This is a genomic window from Paenibacillus sp. Root52, assembly GCF_001426865.1.
Taxonomy (GTDB): domain Bacteria; phylum Bacillota; class Bacilli; order Paenibacillales; family Paenibacillaceae; genus Paenibacillus.
The window spans coordinates 56,686-75,775 of record NZ_LMFO01000014.1; the positions used below are offsets into that span (position 1 = coordinate 56,686).

Sequence of the window (19,090 nt, forward strand, 5' to 3'; positions counted from 1 at the left end):
ATTGCTGATGTACGCTAAACTCTGTACAAGCCAACTTATGTATGATACTCCCGATTTATACGTATCGACTCAATCTGTCGTTTCATAAATGATCGGTATATTCATTTTACCCGAAATAGAACCTTCTGCCCCAAAGCATGCATTTGCAATTAATCCCAAAAAAAGACTCGCCTCAGATGAGACGAGCCTTGATCGAAAACCTAAAATGTATGTTAACAGAACCGTCTCAACTTAAAGGTTAAGGATGTTCTTTGTTTTATCTAATATCCATAATTGGATGGCTTTACGCTTTTCCAGCCAGTTGTGCGATCAACTCATATGAATGTAGACGCGCTTGATGATCATAGATCATGGATGTGATGATAAGTTCATCTGCTTGGGTCTGCGCGATAAATGACTCCAGTTGTCCACGCACGGTTTCAGGAGAACCATTTACGGCTGCTTTTAATGTTTGTTCTACACCAGCTCGCTCACGATCTGTCCATTTGCCTTCCATATCCGCTGGCGGCTGTACCAGTCCAGTCGTGCCACGGATAATGTTCAGGAATTGCTGTTGCATCGTTGTTCCTAACCATGCCGCTTCTTCGTCCGTATCCGCCACCACAGCATTCACACCCACAATGACATGTGGCTCTTTCAGCAGATCGGATGGTTGGAAGTTGTTTCGGTACGTTTCTAGGGCAATCCGTGTGTAATCAGGTGAGAAATGGCTGGCAAAAGCAAACGGCAGCCCCAGCTGTCCTGCTAGTCGGGCACTGAAATCACTGGAACCAAGCAAGTAAATCGGAATATTCAGCCCTTCCCCTGGCACTGCACGAACCGGAGCATGATATGAAGTCGCTGAAGCATCGAAGTAAGCTCTGAGCTCCGCTAACAATTCAGGGAAGTCCTCCCCACTGTTCAAGTCTTTGCGAAGAGCAAGCGATGTGCGGCGATCACTTCCTGGTGCACGTCCTAACCCTAAGTCGATCCGCCCCGGATAAAGTGATTCCAGCGTACCAAACTGCTCGGCAATCACGAGTGGAGCATGGTTAGGGAGCATAATGCCACCAGAACCTAAGCGAATCGTCGATGTTCCACTCGCCAGATATCCAATAACGACCGAGGTCGCAGAAGACGCGATGCCTGGCATATTATGATGCTCTGCTACCCAGTACCGATGGTAACCCCAGCGTTCAGCATGCTGCGCCAGATCCAAACTGTTACGAAGAGCATCGGCAGGGGTTGACCCTACCACGACTGGAGCCAAATCTAATATAGATAGCTTAACGTCTGTAATCCGTTCTTTATGAGATGATGCTTGGTGTTCAGTAGTCATGATAAGAATGTACTCCTTTTTGAATTATATTTTTGTATATCCAGATATATAGATTAATAAAACGATAAAAAATGGATTAGTTCACTCATGATTAGCCGTATACTTCGGACGGAATACCCGTTGCAGTTGCATTCTTGCTTCCGTCCTCGCGCACGGCTTATAACTCATGCTGCACATAATCGGCAAATTGACGAATGATTTCTTCATTGCGGCGATAATATGTCCACTGTCCCCTGCGCTCTGAGAGCAGCAATCCGGCTTTGAGCATGGTCAGTAAATAGCTGGATATGACAGATTGAGCAAGTCCAGCCTTCATCTGAATCGTACCGACGCAGATGCCATTCTTCCCTCCATCCGGATGCTGGGATAATTCCAGCGGCGAAAAGTGTTGCTCCGGGTTTTTGAGCCACAACAAAATTTGTCTACGTGTCTCGTTGGACAAAGCTTTAAATATGAGTATAGGTTCCATGGGTACGATTATACCCCCTTTCTGCTGTTTTGCAAATGATTGAACAAACAGACCGACTCGTATAATTACGAATCGGCCTGATAATAAGGAGCTTGGCGAACAATTAAAATTTAGTGCTAACGGTCTGTTTCACTTGCTCCAACATCGCCTCGTAAGCTGCCGTTTCCAGATAACCAATGCTTCCGAACAGCAGGTGATCCACAGCTTCGATTCCAACAAAGTCGAATATCCCTATATCAGAAGTAACTTTCAATCCAGCCGTCATGCCGATCTGATCGTACACCTCGCTTGGCGTACCATGTGTATTGATGATCAGTCCTTTTTTGCCAGTCAGTAATTTCTCGATACCTGCTTCACCTGCAACATAAGCGAATCCATAAGCGAATACACGGTCAACGTAACCTTTCAGGATGGCTGGAAGACCTGTCCACCAGATCGGGTAAATAAATGTAATGGCTTCGGCATCAGCAACATATTTCTGCTCTGTAGCAATATCTTCCGGTGTCTGCCCTGCACGCATTGAAGCTGTGTCTGCTTCAGTCAGTACAGGCTGGAAGCCCAATTTATACAAGTCACGAACCACAACCTCGTGCCCTTGTGCTTCAAGTGCCTCTACAGCCGTGTTCAAGATGGCGTTATTCAAACTACCTTCGTGTGGATGTGCATATACGATAAGATGTTTCATTGATAATTCCTCCAATTTTGAGTTTAGTTTACATACCTACATACTTGCAAAATTTCACTTCTATCACTTTTCATCTACAGCTTCTGTGCACGGATAGACACATATACATAGACATCTATGTTTATGGGCAAAAAAATACCTTTGCATCCATCCGCAAATGATTACATCTTACGGACGATGCTAGATAACAGGAGCTCCAGTTGCTCTGCCTGTTCGTCGGACAGACCAGCATATATCATCTCATTGATCTGTATGGAGACCTGGTTGAACACCGGCTCCAGCTTCCGCCCCTGCTCTGTCAGGCGTATCATCGTTACACGGCTGTCTTCTGCACTCTTATGTCGCTCGACATACCCCAGCTTCTCCAGCTTGTTCACCAGCACCGTTACCGTGGGTTGTGTGCGCTGAACTCGCTCGGCCAGCATCTTAATGGATAATGCCTCTTCGCGGTAGAGAAACATCAAGACGTCACCATGAGAAGGGACAATACCTGTCACCTCATGCTGTTCTAACTCATGTACGATTCGTTTATTAATGTGATCCCTGATTCTTGCGATCAAGGCAATTGCATTATATTTTGGCATGAGCTTATTATACATAGATGTCTATGTATTTGCAAATGGAATATATACAGGTGCATTAATATGTCCTGTATATATACAAACGAGCCTCTGTATCCCCTCGCGGGTTCCTACAAAAGCTCGATGCACGTCACACACATACATACTTGTGAGATGTAACAGCTGTCTTATCTAAAGGGATCGTCTTATCACATTATTCAATCCAGTAAGTAATGTTATCCAATGACTTTCTTGTCTTCTCCCGTGCTGGATCTTCTTCGCGATAACCAAATGCAGCCATCACCGAGATGTTCCATGCTCCATTTTCCAATAATCCTTCATCTTCAAGAATCTGATGCACCTTCTCATAGTCATAACCTTCAATCGGGCATGAATCGATTCCGATCAGCGCGGCAGCAGTCATCATGTTCCCCAGTGCAATATACGTTTGTTTGGATGCCCAATCAAACAAGGTGCGCGGAGTCTCGAACAACCGTTGGTTATTCTGGAATTTGCCATATGCTGCACTGGTCAGCTCGAATACATCATCAGGCATGCCTTTGATCTCTTTCAGCATGTATTCCGCATACGGTGAATTATAACCGGCATCCGTTCGAGCCAGAATGATCATGAAATGACTTGCTGTAGCTAATTGCTTCTGGGCTCCGGAAGACACCACGGACAACCGCTGACGCAAAGCTGGGTTCTGCACAATTAGGAACTTCCACGGTTCAAATCCAATAGAGCTTGGAGATAAACGTCCCGTCTCTAGAATGTATTCGAAATCCTCTGCTGGAATGGCACGTGTAGCATCAAATTGTTTTGTTGCATGACGAAAATGATAAGCCTTTAAGACGTTTTCCTTCATGACTTCTTTATTTGAATTTTCCACAACAATCCACATCCTTTTCTCTACTTTGTTGATTATCCCTAATCCATATAAATTGATCTAAAGAATATTTACACTTGCCACTCCCATGACAGAACAACCTTCCGATCGCTGTTATCCCCAGATTTTTCTGATTCCCTTTTCCAAAGGGAAAATCCGGGGATAGCGTATGCTTCCGATGTAGCTTTCTTCCAGAAAGCTTTCAGGTGAAGCGTATGCTTTCGAAGTAGCTTTCTTACAGAAAGCTTTTAGCTTCGCTTCTCCGTGTTATTTCTGTCCTCTCCGTTTTCGTGTAAATGTTTAGTTCAATTTATATAGCTATAATCTTGGGACTTGGAACTCTAGGTACTATTCTAGTGTTAATGTTCCCAAATAGAAAGTACGCACAATAATGTTGCTTAGTTTATAAAAGTAAGTATAGTTGTAGCTATGCAATTCGTTCCCCCAATTGAGGATCTAGAGGAACTACAGTAGCGCCATGAACTCATTTTCGGAAATCACCGTAAATCCCTCTTGTCGAAGTAATGCTGACGTAACCCCTTCTCCAGCTACCTTGTGATTATCAAAGCTACCATCATAGATCATCTGTGTACCACATGACGGACTGTACTCCTTGAGCACAACACAGCTTACCTCCAGTTTCCTCGCCCATTCGAGCGTCTCATAGGCGCCCTTAATGTATAGATCCGTTACATCTCTGCCACCTTTCTCGATGACCTTAGCTGTGCCATCCAGCACATCCTTACCTGTTCCGCCGATAATCTCCGCAGCCTCTCGTGGTGTAACGAAACCACCCATTAGTTCTGGACAGACCATTTTGGCTTGATCCTGCTCCACAAGCTCCCGAATTCTCTCATCCAAACTTGCTGTACCGTTGTATCGACAAGCTACTCCTGCAAGACATGAACTCACCAAATACCTCATCTTCTTAACTCCTTCTCCTCGTTCCATGAACTATGAAGAAGATTGTACCATATCGCATTATTTTGAGCCGTTCTCTTCATGCTGGATTCTCTCGATCATCGTAATGCGTGCATCGTGAGTGTATCGAATCTGAATTTCATCCTTCGTTCCCGATGTATCTTCTAAATCTGTTGTGGATTTTGAATCTGTTGTACCTCCTGAATCTGTAGTACCTTCTGGGTCTTCATTACCTTCTGGTCTGAATGAGGCCATACCCAGGTTGCTAGAATCTCGATAAAATGTGTAGTCATCCAGATCAATATTAAATATTTGTTTGACCATTGGTGCTGCATGTTGTCTGATTATCTCTTCTTCTACACCCAACAATTCCTCAATATAGTTCTCGTGATCTTCCATGGTCTTCAGCTCAGGCATGTACTGACCATAATCCACTACCGCATACTGAGTGCCTGACTTGCCCTGAGTAATTCGTACAGAATAGTGATCACCAAGCGATAAATAAATTGATTCCTCAGACTGATCATCGTCTCGCACATAGGATACTTCTTGAAGTGGTAACGCTGACTCACCGGATAATACCTTGATGGCATCTTGAGCCGTCTGTAACATCTCCGCCGTTACTCGGTCTGTATCTAATTCAAGATCCCCGGAAACGTAAACAACCTGATCCTGCTTCCATTGGATCGATCCATAGGAGTCATCATTTTGCAACGTTAGGTTCGTATTCATCATGGGCATTTCTTCACCTTTTTTCATTATCGCACTCCGCAGCACCCTTACCGGCTTCATGCTACTGTCACTGCCGATGTCTGCCAATAACCCTGGAATCTGGCGTACAAATCGATGCTCCAGCCTATCCCCCGGAATCTCACCTCTCATATTCAGCTCAACCAAGGCTCCCGTCTCTCCATCCAGCCACATCTGAGCATAATCGGTTTCTAACTCCTGTCCTGCCTCGACGTAGACCCAGCCGGTAATAGGCCCCTTCTTCGCGAGGGTCACTTGTAATTGCTTACCAAGGTAGTCTCTCATGGTTATCGCAACCGTTCTTTTCATTTTGTCCGTTAGCAAGCTCATGCTAGGATCATCTGACAATTGTAACGACGCTGTAGGATAGAAACGCTCCACAACAGGTTCAACGATCTGCCCATTCCAGAGAATAAATGCACCAGCTAACGCGGCAACCACGATTCCGCCCATGACCGAACCTGAACGAAGACGACTTTTACGTGGATTGATAGGATCATTTGGTATACGACCAGGAGGGTGTAACTTACCCGTCTGCTTTGGAGTTGTCTGACTCCAAGACACCTGTTGGAGTACATGCTGTTTATGTTTCTCTGTAAAAGGAGACTCCGCAAATGGCTCCTTTTGGATCTCTTTTTCCCAATCGTCATTTGGATGTTTCATGATTCGCTTCGCTCCTCCCATAGCTTTCGTACTTTGGCTTTCCCACGTGACAACCTAGACTTCACCGTACCTGTGCTAATCCGCAGCATTTCTGCAATTTCATTGGTATGAAGCTCATACTTGAGATGCAGCAGCAGAATCTCCCTGAATTTATCCGGCAGAGCCATCACGATATCCCAGATCTCATGTACATGCTCCTTGCTCAGCACTTCGGCTTCAGCGGATGGATGTGCGTACGTCTCAGGGATCATCTCTTGGCCTGTTGAATGCTCTTGTTCTGTCTTGATTGATAAGGTCTCTCCCCATAAACTACTGCGAAAAAATCTCGATTTGCGGTATGTAAATGTCGTATTTCTTGTGATTGTCAGCAGCCATGTCTTTAATGAACATTCCCCGCGAAAATGGGCAATCCCGGAGTAAGCTCGGATAAATACTTCCTGTGACACCTCATCTGCTAGCTCCGTGCTTTTGGTCAGAAAGTACACATAATTCCACACATCATTACCATAGTCATCCATCATGTGACTTAACGTGTAATTGTCGATCGTCTGGGCATGTGCCAGAAATTGATAGTCCAACTGTTGTTCACCTCACATAATAAGACTGAGCCCAATGGAGTTTGGTTCCCAGTTCGCTAACTTTTTCCTTAAACCATTCATTCAAGCTGCCTTCGATATCAAAATAAACCAAATAGCATGCCCAGATATTCTGAACATGCTGCTATGCCAATCAGCTAGAAGCCAGCTATACCTTGCTTGCTGCAATCATGAGAAACATCGGGCGACGAAGCTCATCCCGCATACCCGGAACTTGCACTACCATATCGCTTGAAGGTTTAGATTCAGCGACCTGCTGAATGACGAACCCAGCATTAGTCAGTTCATTCAGATGAGTTGCTACGGTTCGATGATATTTCACCACATCCTGGTCTAGAAAATGCGCTACACGTCTGCCCTCTTGCTGATAATGGTCAACTGGCCAGTGCTGAATCTCACCCTGCGCCCCATAGTGCCAATCCTGCTCCGCACGAGCAGTGAAGATGGGGTGTTCCACGGACAGAACCAATGTCCCACCGGATTTTAGACAAGTATTGATCTTGGCATAAACTTCATCGAGTCGCTGGAGATAATGCAAGGCTAACGAACTGATCACCACATCAAATTGTTCTGGTGCAAAATCAATGTCTTCAATTGCCTGAAGGCGATATTCAATCTTGGGATCGTCCGTCATCTGTATGGCACGCTGCAGCATATTTTCAGACAGATCAATGCCTAGTACAGATTTTGCTTGTTGCTGGCGAGCGTACCGACAATGCCACCCGAATCCACATCCAAGATCCAATACGTCTTTGTCCTTCAGATCCGGTAGCATCGTTCGAAGCTCATGCCATTCACCAGCCGCCTCTAACCCCTGCTGAGAACGAGCCATTTGACTATAATTAGCGAAAAATTCAGGTTCATCGTATTTATTTTGTTTCATCTCATTGTGCCTCCTTATATGCAGCACCACACTCTCCCCACTCTACCACAGGTAGAGCATATAAAGAGGAAATTGCTAAACAATCGCATCCTGTGATATTATACAGAACGAACGTTCAGTATAATTAAATACAGAACGAACATTCAGTATACTAACGGAGGTCAACATGAATACGAACTGGTCTCACCCGCTTGAGCAACAAACTGTACGACAGGCTTTTATACGCTATCTTGTGCCCTCAATTCTCGGCATGTTAGTCGTTGGCTTCAATTTTATTATTGATGGTATTATGGTAGGTCATAAGCTCGGATCAACGGCTCTAGCTGGAATCGGAATTGCTTCCCCAGTCTATACGTTATTTGTAGCGATGTCGCTCTGGATCGGTATGGGCGGTGCAACCCTTTATTCCACACATATGGGGGAGAAAGATCTCCAGAAGGCCAAACAGATCTTCTCCAAATCCATCACGATTATTTTGCTGGCAACGCTAGTGATTGGACTCACGGCGTTTAGCTTCAAAGACGCATTGGTCTACGCCCTTGGTGCGAATGCGGAAACCTTCCCTCATGCTGCTGATTACATGAGTATTATGCTGCTTTTTGGCTTTGTATTTACGATCGAAAATGCACTGAGTATTTTTGTCCGCAATGATGGCAATCCGAATACGTCAATGTACGCACAGGTTACCTTTGCTGTGGCAAATATCGTCATTAATTATGTGATGTTATATATACTGGAGTGGGGTGTTCGAGGAGTCGCTCTAGGGACGATTATATCGGCTTTCCTAGCTTTGCTTGTGCTGTTAACTCACTTTTTCAAAAAAACGAATCATCTTACCTTCACTCGGTTCAAATGGAACCGGAAATTGTTATTCGCTATTGCACTTATCGGTTTCCCCAGCTTTCTGGCTGAACTCGGTATGTCCGTCTTTTCGGTATCTCACAATATATCGCTCGAACGGATTGCAGGAACAGATGGCGTCGCATCCTTTACTGTATTGAACTATATTCATGGGGTTGTCTTGCTAGCATTTCTAGGGCTTGCCTCAGCAGCTCAACCACTTGTTAGTTACTATCATGGTTCGAAGCAGAGAGATCGTGAAAAGCAGGCTTTACGTTTGGCTGGCTGGACAGCTGGCATATGTGGAGTTGTGTTGCTGCTCATCGTGCAGGTGGGCGCGCCTTACTTTGTGCAAATCTTCGGTAATTTCAGCTCAACTGTAACGGATAATGCCATATACGGCTTAAGAATATTTACGTTTGCCTACCTCTTCATGGGGATTAACTTTGTAATGAGCACTTACTTTCAATCGATCGGAAATGCCAAAATGGCGATCTGGATTACAGCTGCCCGCGAGATGATCATTATGGTTGCATTGATTGCACTGCTTCCCCCGTTCTTCGGCATTACGGGGATCTGGCTGGCTGTACCGCTATCTGAGCTGCTCGTGCTCGTTTCAATAACGATCTATTATAGAAAACGTTCATTGGATGAAAGATTAAGCCAGTTAAGCATCCACAATTAATGTATTGATATAGGCTCAGTTTAATTGAATTTTGAAACAGGGTACGCCAGACATGACTGACGTACCCTGTTTCTATGTATAACGATGTGCTATCCATTAAGATCGCCTTAAGGCACGCCTTTAGATTCGTATATCAAACCTACCATTGCTGTCTGTTGTGGCATTCGCAATTTGTTGTGGCGAAGAGGCTGTCATTCGATTGGCAGATGCCTCCGGTGGTGGTGCTTGCTTTTGCCCGGTTGAACCACTACTTTGAGTGCTTTGGCTAATCTGTGCCTCAATCTGCTTAATCTGCTGCTCTAGCTGCTTGGTTTTCGTTTCTTTCGTCTTCTCATCATCCTTGCTGGATTGAACCTTCTCCAGTTCGGATTCAAGTTTCGCCTTTTGTTTCTCCAGCTGGCTCGTGCTAGTAGAGCTTGAAGATGTTGATGTGTACGATGTGCTAGAGCTTGTTGTGGATGAGATGTTCAAGGTCATTCGCCTCCTTATAGTGTATGTTCATAAAGGTCGGTTTTCAGTACCAAGAAGATGGGATGAAGCTAGAAATGGAGTAGCAGAGCGTAGGCAAAACTACGTGAGCAACGGATATTTCGGCTGAATCCCATATTCGACGCTGAGATGCATCAGGCATCCTTCGTAATCAAAAGCGGACTTTATGAACAACCTCTTATAGTGACTTCACTATACCTCTTGCAGCTTTAAGACACCTTAAAGTCAACTGAAAGGTTGCTGAATGACCCCATCCTACACATTCAAATTTTACCTGGTCTCTACATTAGATACAGCCTCGGTTTCGCTTATTTCCAGACTATTTGCTTGAATCACTTTACTGATCCACTTCGCGCTCTCCTTCGGGGTACGCTCTTGTGTTGTGTAATCTACGTAGACAATCCCAAACCGTTTGCTATAACCAAATGCCCATTCGAAATTGTCCAAAAAGGACCACACATAATATCCATGCAACTGTCCGCCCTCTTGAATAAACCGATGGCAAGCGACCAGGTGATCTTGGATATACTGTTGACGGCTCTCATCCTTAACGACGCCATGTTCCAGCTCATCCTTCATCGCAGCACCGTTCTCGGTAATCAGGATGGGTAGACCTTGAGTAAAATCACGCTGAACCCGCGTTAATAAGCGGTATAACGAATCGGGATGGATTTCCCAGCCCATATCTGTAACTGGCTCTGTGAACAGCACCTGCTCTGCCTGCAACAAGCTATGGTCGGAAGCTGCTTTTATTACACTTCGTGCATAATAGTTGATGCCAAGGAAATCACCCGGCTGATGAATTCGTTCGAGATCCCCCTCGTGGACAAAATCCATTCCTTGCGCCTGATCACCGTACCATTCCACCATATCCTGCGGATACCTTCCATGGAAGATCGGCTCAGCGAACCAACGGTTCAGGAAGCCATCCCGCCGTGCAGCGGCGGCAACATCTTGCGGAGCATCCGAAGCGGGATCTACGTACTCCATGTTCAGTGTTATACCGATCTGACTAGATAATCCCTTCTCCCGGTGAAGCTCCATCGCAATACCATGACTGAGTAAGAGGTGATGCGCTGCCGTAAATGCCTCGTACCAGTTCTGGTGTCCAGGTGCATGATCACCCGTACCGTAGCCCAGAATAGAGGCACAATAAGGCTCATTAATGGTGTTCCACCAACCTACTCGTGGTCCGAAACGCTCCATAACGACCGACGCATATTCGCGAAAATGCTCCAACACCGCCCGGTTCGTCCAGCCTCCCTTATCTTCAATCCATTGTGGCAAATCCCAGTGATACAGAGTAACCATTGGAATAAGACCTGCCTGTTCGACCTCATCCAGTAGGCGCTCATAGAACGCCAGTCCTTCCTCATTGATTACGCCAGGTGCAATTATAATACGTGGCCAAGCAATGGAGAAGCGATAGTGCTTGAACCCAAGCTTTTGAATGAGCGCAATATCCTCCGGGTATCGATGGTAGTGATCACACGCAATATCACCATGATCTCCATCCACGACTTTACCAGGTACACGGCTGAATGTATCCCACACAGACGGTACACGCCCACCTTCGTTAGCTGCTCCTTCAATCTGATAAGAGGACGTGGAAGTTCCCCACATAAAATCCGCTGGGAACGGTAGTACTTGCTTGTTCATCATTCAGGTCACCCTTTCGCTGTATATCATCTTCAATTACATCACTTTCTAAAATCAGTCAGCACGGCTTTAATCCATTCTGATTCAACCATAAGACAGGATAAGAATTACCACTTTACGATTTCACAGCTCCTGCCATCGCACCACCTACAATAAAGCGCTGTAACACGACATATAGAACTACAAGTGGCAACGTTACGATCAAAATACCGCAAGCGAGTAACGGCCAGTTATTCATATATTGACCATAGAACGTGAACAGCCCCTTGGTAACTGGTTGATAGCTCGGGTCGGACAAATAAATCGTCGGCCCTATGATGTCATTCCACACGCCAATGGCTGTCAAAATAACACCTGTAGCCAAAATCGGTTTCATCAGTGGTACAAGAATGGTGAACAGATATCTTGTATATCCACACCCATCCATAGCCGCCGCCTCATCCAATTCACGCGAAACCGATTTGATATAACCAACAAACATGAGGAAAGCAATGCCCGTTCCCGTCGTTTTCAACAAAATGTAACCGGTCTGTGTGTTATAGAGACCTAAACTATTAATCAACGAAAATTGCGGGATAAGCGGATTCGGAAGATACATCGAGACTAGGAAGAAAACGTACAAGAACGTACTGAACTTCACATATCTTCTTGCCAGCGGAAATGCCGCGAATATGGATAGAATCAAGGTCAATATCGTTGACAGCCCCGTATAGAGCACGCTATTCCACATGTACTGAGAGAAGTTCCCCCGTGTCCAAGCCTCTGTAAAATTCTCTAATCGAAAACCCTGAGCAAGCGCAACCGGATCAATCAGGTATTCCGTCTGCGTTTTCATCGATACGTTAAATAGATAGAACAGAGGGAAAATATATAACGCCAGCATTAGCAGTACGATGACATAGCTGACAATTCGAGACCATTTGCTCTGCTTCATTACATCTCCACCTCTCTTCTGCGAAGATAGAACAAGGCCACCATCGAGATAATAAATACAAACAAGAATTGGATCATAGCCACTGCGGAAGCTAAACCGTAATCCGACGTTCCACTGCCAAACGCTGTAGCATATACGTCAAAGGCCAGTGTAGTCGTATTGAATTTACCGCCTGTGAGCACGTAGATGATGTCAAAGGTTTGCAGTGCACCGATGATCGAGAGTAGCATATTGACCGTAAAGGCCGGTGCAATCATGGGGAAGGTAATGTTCTTGAATGCCTTCCAGCCAGAAGCTCCATCCATATATCCCGCTTCGTACAGGTCACTTGGGATCGATTGCAGACCCGCGAGGAATATCGTCATCGAGTAGCCCATGTACATCCATATCTGCACAAAGATAATTAATTCAAAGGCAATATTATAATCTCCGAAAAAGTTCGAACTCGTACCGAAGAAGTTCAGTACAGACTGTGCAGGTCCACCAAGTGGATTGGCAACAAGCTGCCAGATCAGACCTGATACGGTTACCCCTAGCACAACTGGTAGGAAGAACACTGCACGATATAGATTGTCACCACGTAGCTTCTTGTTGATTAACACGGCCATGAACAATGCGACAGCATTTTGGATAATGACAACAGCAAAGGCAAAGTACAATGACCGTCCAATCGCTGCCAGCCGATCACCGGAGTTCGAAGCCCCGAAGAACGTTGCATAATTGTCTAATCCGATAAAGTTCCAGGACTGTCCCCGCACCCCCGTAGCATCGGTGAACGAGAATAGCACAGTGACAACTGATGGCCCAAAGCCAAACACAATATATAGCAATAAGGGGATACTCAAAAATAAGTACGGAATAAGGCGAGCTTTTCCTTTTCCAAAGGGATACATATGACTCACACCTTTCATCTGGTGATACGATCTATTCAAATAACGCCGGAATAACAGCCCGGCTCACCCGAAGGTATTGACCCTGAGCGTTATTCCGGCGCATTCGACACAATTACCGTACCTGATGTGCTAATTCAACGTTTAATATAAGTTCAATTAAAGAATATTTACACTAACCACTCCGATGACAGAATAACTTTCCGATCGCTGTTATCCCCAGATTTTTTTGATTCCCTTCTTCAAAGGGAAAATCCGGTGATAGCTTATGCTTCCGATGCAGCTTTCTTTCAGAAAGCTTTCAGCCGAAGCGTATCCTTTCGAAGTAGCTTTCTTACAGAAAGCTTGTAGCTCCGCTTCTTCATGTTATTTCTGTCCTCTCCGTTCTTGTGTAAAAAGTTTAGTTAAACTTATATACTTCATTTACTTTATTTTGGCGCTGCCGCATCCCAGTCTGCCTGGGATTTTGCTGCAAGCTCCTCAGGTGTGTTAAGTGGTCCTGCTGGCTTCAACAGCTCTGCGTGTACACTGGATTCAGCAATGTACTGTCCTACATTTTGACGGTTGATGAAGAGCTGATCCCATGAGAGCTTAAAGTTGTCCAGATAAGGCTGGATTTCTTTGATGAATTCACTGGTCAGAGCAACATCAGGTTGAGTCGGTAGGAAACCTGCTGCGTTGACAAAGTCAGTGTAGTTTTGTTTCTCAGACAACATCTCAAGCCACTTCAATGCATATTCCTTCTTCGGTGATTTCTCAACAACCATCCAAGTCATATCATATTTACCGGCCAAATCTTTGTTTTTCGCTGCATCATCACTACCTGGAATAGGGAAATATCCGAACTTCAGATTAGGATTCGCTGTTTGGATCGTCGTTGCATCCCATGTACCATCAGCAATCATTGCAACGCGCTCTGTCGCAAACAGTGTTGGCAGTGTACCATAGTCAATTCCCATAAAACCGTTCATTGCGCTGTTCATCAGATCTTGGGACTTCTGAAGCACTTCGATCTGTACTGGATCGGTCAGCTTAGTCTCTCCTGTCCACAATCCCTGGATATAACTCAATTGATCATCGTGAATGGAAGCTTGCAGTCCTTGTACTGCAAGGTTAATTGGCCATACATCTTTTCCTGCGAAGCCAAGTGGCTCTACGCCATTATCCTTAAGCACCTTAATTACATTTTGCAGCTCAGTCCATGTTGTTGGAACTTGAAGGTTATATTTAGCAAACAAGTCCTTGTTGTAGAACAAACCTGTGAATGCAACCTTACCCATGTTCACGCCATATACCTTATCGTTGTACGTCATGGCATTTTGCACATCAACTTCATTGTAATTTTTCACAAATGCTTGGTCAGACAGATCAGCAATCAGCCCGGCATCAATCCATTGCTTCCACATCGGATCAGCTGCTCCTGGAGACCAGTCCTGTGGTGCTCCAACAAAGCTAGATTTCAACGGGATAATATCCGCATCCCCTGAATCACCAGCATTCATCCGCGTCTGCATCAGTTGATCGTATGTTGCATCGGCTGGAACCGTCGTGTATTCAACCTTTACCTCAGGATACTTTTCTTCGAATTTCTTATTGAACTCCTTGATGTAGTTGTTAATATTCTCTTGCTGCCAGTGAATGATCTTAAGTGTGACCTTCTCCTTACCGCCATCTGTTGACGAGCCTCCTGCCGTCTCCTCTGCATTGCTACAAGCTGCAAGAACCAAAATTAAAACGGTTACAAATGACATCATTAAAAGTTTTCTGAACATGTCTGTGTCCCCCAATGATTTTGAGATAATGTTAACGAAATCAGTTTCGTTGATTACTCACTCATTATGAATGCGACTTTAAATTTTGTAAATAGTGGATTTTTATTTCCTCATAGAAACGAGTGAAAACCCTTGTTTTATAAGGATTATTTTGTTAATCGCTTCAAGATATGTTGAGTTATAAAATCCGAAAATTCATCTAAACACATACGATGTCATATAAAATCCAGCCTTCTAACGAGGCCATTTTTGGAGACAAACCCTGTTGTAATACTGAAATTAGCATAGCTGTTTCGTAAAAAATCTATAATTCTACTGCAATTCTATCATTTCTCCTGAATAACATAGCCATTCACATTCATAGATCTGAAGTATATGTAGAGTGTTGTCCCTTATTTATAAGGGGTAACGGTTGACTCAGCTGGCATTGTAGCATAAAATACAGGCAGGAAAGTGAAAACTTACACAACTCAATCTATCGAAACCAGTTTAGGAGCCGGAGGATGTTTAATGAATATCAAAACGATTGCCAATATAGCCGGCGTCTCTGTAGCGACAGTCTCCAAAATAATCAATAATTATTCCGATATTAGCGAAGAGACCCGTCAGCGTGTACTTAAAATTATGGATGAGAACGGGTATCGGCCTTCCTCCTCTGCCAAAACGCTGGCCACGAAGAAATCCAATCTTGTCGGTGTAGTGTTCGCCGGCAAGCTCAATGTTGATTTTAGTCATCCATTTTTCGTGCAAGTCATCAACACGTTCAAGAAGCAAATAGGCTTGCTCGGCTATGATCTGCTCTTTTTTTCTAACGAAAAGTTCCTTGATCAGGGAGAAGATTATTTAGCTAGATCCAAATATTTTCAAGTCGACGGCTGCATCATCATTGCGGGTGATGAGGTGGAAAGTAGTGTGTACGACCTGGATGCGAGTCCCATCCCCTGCATTGGTATTGACATTGAATTAACGGGGCAAGGCTCTTGTTATATTATGTCAGACAACGAGAAAATCTCACCAAAGGTCGTTGAGCATTTCTATATGAACGGGTACCGGGACATTGGCTTCATCGGTCTACAGCGTGCTTCACTCGTCATGCAGCAGCGTGAGGATGCCTTCAAGCGCTCACTAAAACAGTTTAGTCTTGATACCAAGCCTGAATGGATGGTGTACAGCAAGGATTATGCTGCTGAGGACGGCTATCAGGCTGCGAAAGAAATGCTGGCTCGTGGTGAGCTGCCTCGTGCCGTATTTGCAGCTACGGATCTTCTGGCTTTCGGCGCGATGCGCGCCTTCAAAGAAGCAGGGCTTCGTATTCCTGAAGACATTGCCATTGCAGGGTGTGACGATATCGAGGCTTGCCGCTATACAGATCCACCGCTGACTACAGTTAAGCAAGATACGGACAAGATCGGCCGCCTGGCCGCCATGATCCTGTTTGACCTAATGAATAAGCAGATGGACAACCAATGCATCAAAGTAGAGCCAGAGCTCGTTGTTCGCCAATCTTGTGGAGTCGCGGTTCCTGGCATTGAAGTATAATGAACATACTAGTAAAAGACACCGTGTGCGGCTCCCAGCACGCGGTACCCCGCTTGATAATGGATTGGGGGATTCATATCAATCTATAACTAGGTTAAGTTAACTTCGCCTATGTTCATGTACGTTGAAGGCATTATCGGATCTCCACACATAACAAAAAAGAAGATCATAAACGCGATATTCGTTTACGATCTTCTTTGGGTAGTGTACAGTTCCACAACGTAAGTTTTACGAGCGTGCTAACAATCCTTCATCCCCACCAGTCACTAATTTTTTTGTTTTTATATGTTTTTATATGTTTTGAGATTTTTAATCTTTGAGATTCTGAATTTGTCCACTCTGATCTTTTTCCTCTATTATCAATCATGTTAGTCCACCTAGGTTTTCTACGGAACTGGGGTTATATTCATCCCTTAATCCTAAGGTCTACTCCTCGCTGTGAAGAAACTCAAGAAATTCAATAATAATCTCTGATGCTGCATCTTCAGGTGGCAAATAAATAAACTGGCTTAATCTTCGAATGTCTGAGTTAAACAGCTGGAGCAGTTCAACCGTAGCTTGGGGATCTTTATTTCTTGTAGCTGCCAGCAGTTCTATGAACTTACTTTCTGAGATAACAGATTCAGCATTTTTCTCTTCCATTTATTCACCGCCTGTTGGCTCATATTCAGGTATCTGGCTACCTCCGCCTCCGTATACCCTTCGAAATAAATTTTGTGTAGTACTTCCCTCCCATTCATAGGGAGCGTGTTAATAAGCTGTTCGATAACAATACGATCATCCACTGGTACCGTAAAGCTTTGATTGAAGAGCTCACCGTCATACATTGGCAACTCCCGCTGCTTAATTTTTCTCGCCCTATACTGTACTCGCCATCCAATTCTATAAATTTCCCTCCTATATCTCTCGAAAACTGTTTGCTCATTTTGCAATGGAATAATCACTCCTTTTCGATCTTATCTCGTACACCTATAGGGTAAATAAATCAGATATTCCACAACTAAAATAGGAACATTTGTTCCTATAATTATATCATTTTTTTAGTTTTATTTATCCTTATATCATGCAATTTCATCAATTTATATTCATTACTTCCCATACTCTTATACTCTCCTGCCCACTATTCTCCATATGTTTTCTTATTCTTACTCAATAACTTAGGTAGATTCCCGTGCTATATGAAGCGTATTCCAATGAATGCTTATTAGAAAGCTTGTAGCTGTACCTACTTAGGTTGGCTGTTTGGCTTTCGTTCCACCTGTCAATATTCAGACTCAGCGCAAAAAAAGCCACTCACTATGACTCGTTGGATTTCGGTCATATGATATGGCTTCAAGAAGTGACTATCTGACAAAATTTAAGAGTAAGGTTGTAACTCCTTATTTAAATCCCCCTATATATGCAAGGACAAAAACACAGAAAAAGGAGAGAGTTATTATGGCAAACTATGAATACTATTCTTGGAAACACATCCCGGCCGCAATCGTGGAGCAGCACGTGATTAAAACCTCGCTAAGTAACATTAAATCTGAAACAGTGCTTCGCCCACTGAATAAAACATCTCATGTGGGCATTAATGGCGGGTTCTTCGAAGCAACTCAAGGCTACAGCAGTCCTCCTACAGGAGGTGCCTCCATTATCTACGTCAAAGGGGAAGAGAACCAGACTGTTACCTATGAAGGTCGAACGCTGAAAAAGAACTATCTATCCAATACTTCGGTGAGTGGTAACGAAATTTCCCGTAAGACAGCTGTTTTCTATAAAGATATGAATGGCTCACTTAGAGCAACACATTTATATGTCAAAAACCTCAATGAGGTATACGCCTATTATCCAAAATCAACGGTGGAGATGGTCATTGGCGGTAATGATTACAACCTGGAGAACTGGGGTGGTTCCTCTATAAAAGGCGAGCTTGGATACTACCTATCCATTCCAAGAACGATCTTAGCCTGGAAAAACAATGATGCTTACCTCATTGCAGGACAGGGAAGCGTTCCGTTCATGCGAGACATTATGGATGATCTCGGTTTGAATGCAGTGAATTCCATCATGCTAGATGGATCGGGATCCACCCAAATGCAAATAAATAATCCGAAACGTAATCCAGTAAATAGTAGCCGTTATGTATATAACATGATTCGCGTAATAACCCCTTAATAGCCTTGAACTCAATCCCCACTACTAAAAAGAAGTCTATAACTCATCCTTCCCCAGCTCATTGCAATATAATGCCTGAAAGGCGCCCATATTGCAATGAGTGAGGGAAATTATACAAATGCGGGCTCTTATATTGCTAACGCCAGCCAGTGAGTGCAGAGCCTTTAATGTTTTCACACGTTTTCAAATTTAGAAACAGATAAATTTGAAGTTTAAACAACTACGTGAAAATAAGAATAACATATGAATAAGAAAAGGCACATTCGAAGTTAATCGAATGTGCCTTTTCGTTGCTTGGCGGCGTCCTACTCTCCCAGGACCCTGCGGTCCAAGTACCATCGGCGCTAGAGGGCTTAACGGTCGTGTTCGGGATGGGTACGTGTGGAAC

At 44.2% G+C, this 19,090-nt stretch carries 19 protein-coding genes and 1 rRNA gene; 3 read left to right on the forward strand and 17 right to left on the reverse strand.

The window, feature by feature from the left end; genetic code table 11:
• Window positions 1-283 precede the first annotated feature (283 nt).
• The 9 genes from ASD24_RS15400 to ASD24_RS15440 all read right to left on the reverse strand — a co-directional run bounded on the left by ASD24_RS15400 (window position 284) and on the right by ASD24_RS15440 (window position 7,734).
• Window positions 284-1,318 carry an LLM class flavin-dependent oxidoreductase gene (locus ASD24_RS15400; protein WP_056697252.1) on the reverse strand — a complete coding sequence of 345 codons (1,035 nt, stop codon included), beginning with the start codon at window positions 1,316-1,318 and terminating at the stop codon, window positions 284-286.
• Window positions 1,319-1,475: 157 nt separating this feature from the next.
• Complete coding sequence (locus ASD24_RS15405) at window positions 1,476-1,787, reverse strand: ArsR/SmtB family transcription factor (RefSeq protein ID WP_056697254.1); 312 nt, start codon at window positions 1,785-1,787, stop codon at window positions 1,476-1,478.
• A 103-nt stretch (window positions 1,788-1,890) separates the two neighbouring features.
• Window positions 1,891-2,472, reverse strand: coding sequence for an NAD(P)H-dependent oxidoreductase (locus ASD24_RS15410; protein WP_056697256.1), 582 nt, complete (start codon window positions 2,470-2,472; stop codon window positions 1,891-1,893).
• Window positions 2,473-2,633: 161 nt separating this feature from the next.
• Window positions 2,634-3,071, reverse strand: coding sequence for a MarR family winged helix-turn-helix transcriptional regulator (locus ASD24_RS15415; RefSeq protein WP_327205243.1), 438 nt, complete (start codon window positions 3,069-3,071; stop codon window positions 2,634-2,636).
• A gap of 175 nt (window positions 3,072-3,246) precedes the next feature.
• The gene (locus ASD24_RS15420) at window positions 3,247-3,900 is read right to left on the reverse strand and encodes an NAD(P)H-dependent oxidoreductase (RefSeq protein ID WP_235540600.1); all 654 of its coding nucleotides are present in this window, start codon (window positions 3,898-3,900) and stop codon (window positions 3,247-3,249) included.
• Between the two features lie 486 nt (window positions 3,901-4,386).
• On the reverse strand, window positions 4,387-4,845 hold the full coding sequence (locus tag ASD24_RS15425; protein ID WP_056697262.1) for a DUF523 domain-containing protein: 459 nt from the start codon (window positions 4,843-4,845) through the stop codon (window positions 4,387-4,389).
• 57 nt (window positions 4,846-4,902) lie between these two features.
• Window positions 4,903-6,255, reverse strand: a complete 1,353-nt coding sequence (locus ASD24_RS15430) for a hypothetical protein (protein WP_056697264.1) — start codon at window positions 6,253-6,255, stop codon at window positions 4,903-4,905.
• Window positions 6,252-6,833 carry an RNA polymerase sigma factor gene (locus ASD24_RS15435; protein WP_056697266.1) on the reverse strand — a complete coding sequence of 194 codons (582 nt, stop codon included), beginning with the start codon at window positions 6,831-6,833 and terminating at the stop codon, window positions 6,252-6,254. Before ASD24_RS15435 ends, ASD24_RS15430 begins: the two co-directional genes overlap by 4 nt.
• Before the next feature lie 166 nt (window positions 6,834-6,999).
• A complete protein-coding gene (locus tag ASD24_RS15440) occupies window positions 7,000-7,734 on the reverse strand; it encodes a class I SAM-dependent methyltransferase (protein WP_056697268.1) in 735 nt (244 codons plus the stop codon).
• A 166-nt stretch (window positions 7,735-7,900) separates the two neighbouring features.
• Here ASD24_RS15440 and ASD24_RS15445 point away from each other — a divergent pair, with 166 nt between their 5' ends.
• The gene (locus tag ASD24_RS15445; protein WP_056697269.1) at window positions 7,901-9,259 is read left to right on the forward strand and encodes an MATE family efflux transporter; all 1,359 of its coding nucleotides are present in this window, start codon (window positions 7,901-7,903) and stop codon (window positions 9,257-9,259) included.
• 120 nt (window positions 9,260-9,379) lie between these two features.
• On the opposite strand, the gene ASD24_RS15450 is transcribed toward ASD24_RS15445, so the two are convergent.
• The 5 genes from ASD24_RS15450 to ASD24_RS15470 all read right to left on the reverse strand — a co-directional run bounded on the left by ASD24_RS15450 (window position 9,380) and on the right by ASD24_RS15470 (window position 15,003).
• Complete coding sequence (locus tag ASD24_RS15450; protein WP_056697273.1) at window positions 9,380-9,730, reverse strand: FlxA-like family protein; 351 nt, start codon at window positions 9,728-9,730, stop codon at window positions 9,380-9,382.
• A 288-nt stretch (window positions 9,731-10,018) separates the two neighbouring features.
• Window positions 10,019-11,407, reverse strand: a complete 1,389-nt coding sequence (locus tag ASD24_RS15455) for a GH1 family beta-glucosidase (protein WP_056697286.1) — start codon at window positions 11,405-11,407, stop codon at window positions 10,019-10,021.
• A gap of 115 nt (window positions 11,408-11,522) precedes the next feature.
• The gene (locus ASD24_RS15460; RefSeq protein WP_056697275.1) at window positions 11,523-12,341 is read right to left on the reverse strand and encodes a carbohydrate ABC transporter permease; all 819 of its coding nucleotides are present in this window, start codon (window positions 12,339-12,341) and stop codon (window positions 11,523-11,525) included.
• The gene (locus tag ASD24_RS15465; RefSeq protein WP_056697277.1) at window positions 12,341-13,234 is read right to left on the reverse strand and encodes a carbohydrate ABC transporter permease; all 894 of its coding nucleotides are present in this window, start codon (window positions 13,232-13,234) and stop codon (window positions 12,341-12,343) included. The genes ASD24_RS15460 and ASD24_RS15465 overlap by 1 nt, the downstream gene beginning before the upstream one ends.
• Before the next feature lie 425 nt (window positions 13,235-13,659).
• On the reverse strand, window positions 13,660-15,003 hold the full coding sequence (locus ASD24_RS15470; RefSeq protein WP_056697279.1) for an ABC transporter substrate-binding protein: 1,344 nt from the start codon (window positions 15,001-15,003) through the stop codon (window positions 13,660-13,662).
• A gap of 510 nt (window positions 15,004-15,513) precedes the next feature.
• Between ASD24_RS15470 and ASD24_RS15475 the strand changes: the two genes are divergently transcribed.
• Window positions 15,514-16,542 (forward strand): LacI family DNA-binding transcriptional regulator, encoded by a 1,029-nt coding sequence (locus ASD24_RS15475; protein ID WP_056697280.1) that lies wholly within the window; start codon window positions 15,514-15,516, stop codon window positions 16,540-16,542.
• A 426-nt stretch (window positions 16,543-16,968) separates the two neighbouring features.
• Here ASD24_RS15475 and ASD24_RS15480 read toward each other — a convergent pair whose 3' ends face one another.
• Both ASD24_RS15480 and ASD24_RS31430 read right to left on the reverse strand, forming a co-directional pair.
• A complete protein-coding gene (locus tag ASD24_RS15480) occupies window positions 16,969-17,184 on the reverse strand; it encodes a hypothetical protein (protein WP_056697282.1) in 216 nt (71 codons plus the stop codon).
• Window positions 17,136-17,369, reverse strand: a complete 234-nt coding sequence (locus ASD24_RS31430) for a sigma factor-like helix-turn-helix DNA-binding protein (RefSeq protein ID WP_310145415.1) — start codon at window positions 17,367-17,369, stop codon at window positions 17,136-17,138. Before ASD24_RS31430 ends, ASD24_RS15480 begins: the two co-directional genes overlap by 49 nt.
• A gap of 610 nt (window positions 17,370-17,979) precedes the next feature.
• On the opposite strand from ASD24_RS31430, the gene ASD24_RS15490 reads away from it, so the two are divergent.
• The gene (locus ASD24_RS15490) at window positions 17,980-18,702 is read left to right on the forward strand and encodes a phosphodiester glycosidase family protein (RefSeq protein ID WP_056697284.1); all 723 of its coding nucleotides are present in this window, start codon (window positions 17,980-17,982) and stop codon (window positions 18,700-18,702) included.
• A 292-nt stretch (window positions 18,703-18,994) separates the two neighbouring features.
• Here ASD24_RS15490 and rrf read toward each other — a convergent pair.
• A 5S ribosomal RNA gene (gene rrf, locus ASD24_RS15495) occupies window positions 18,995-19,090 on the reverse strand; the annotation flags it as partial.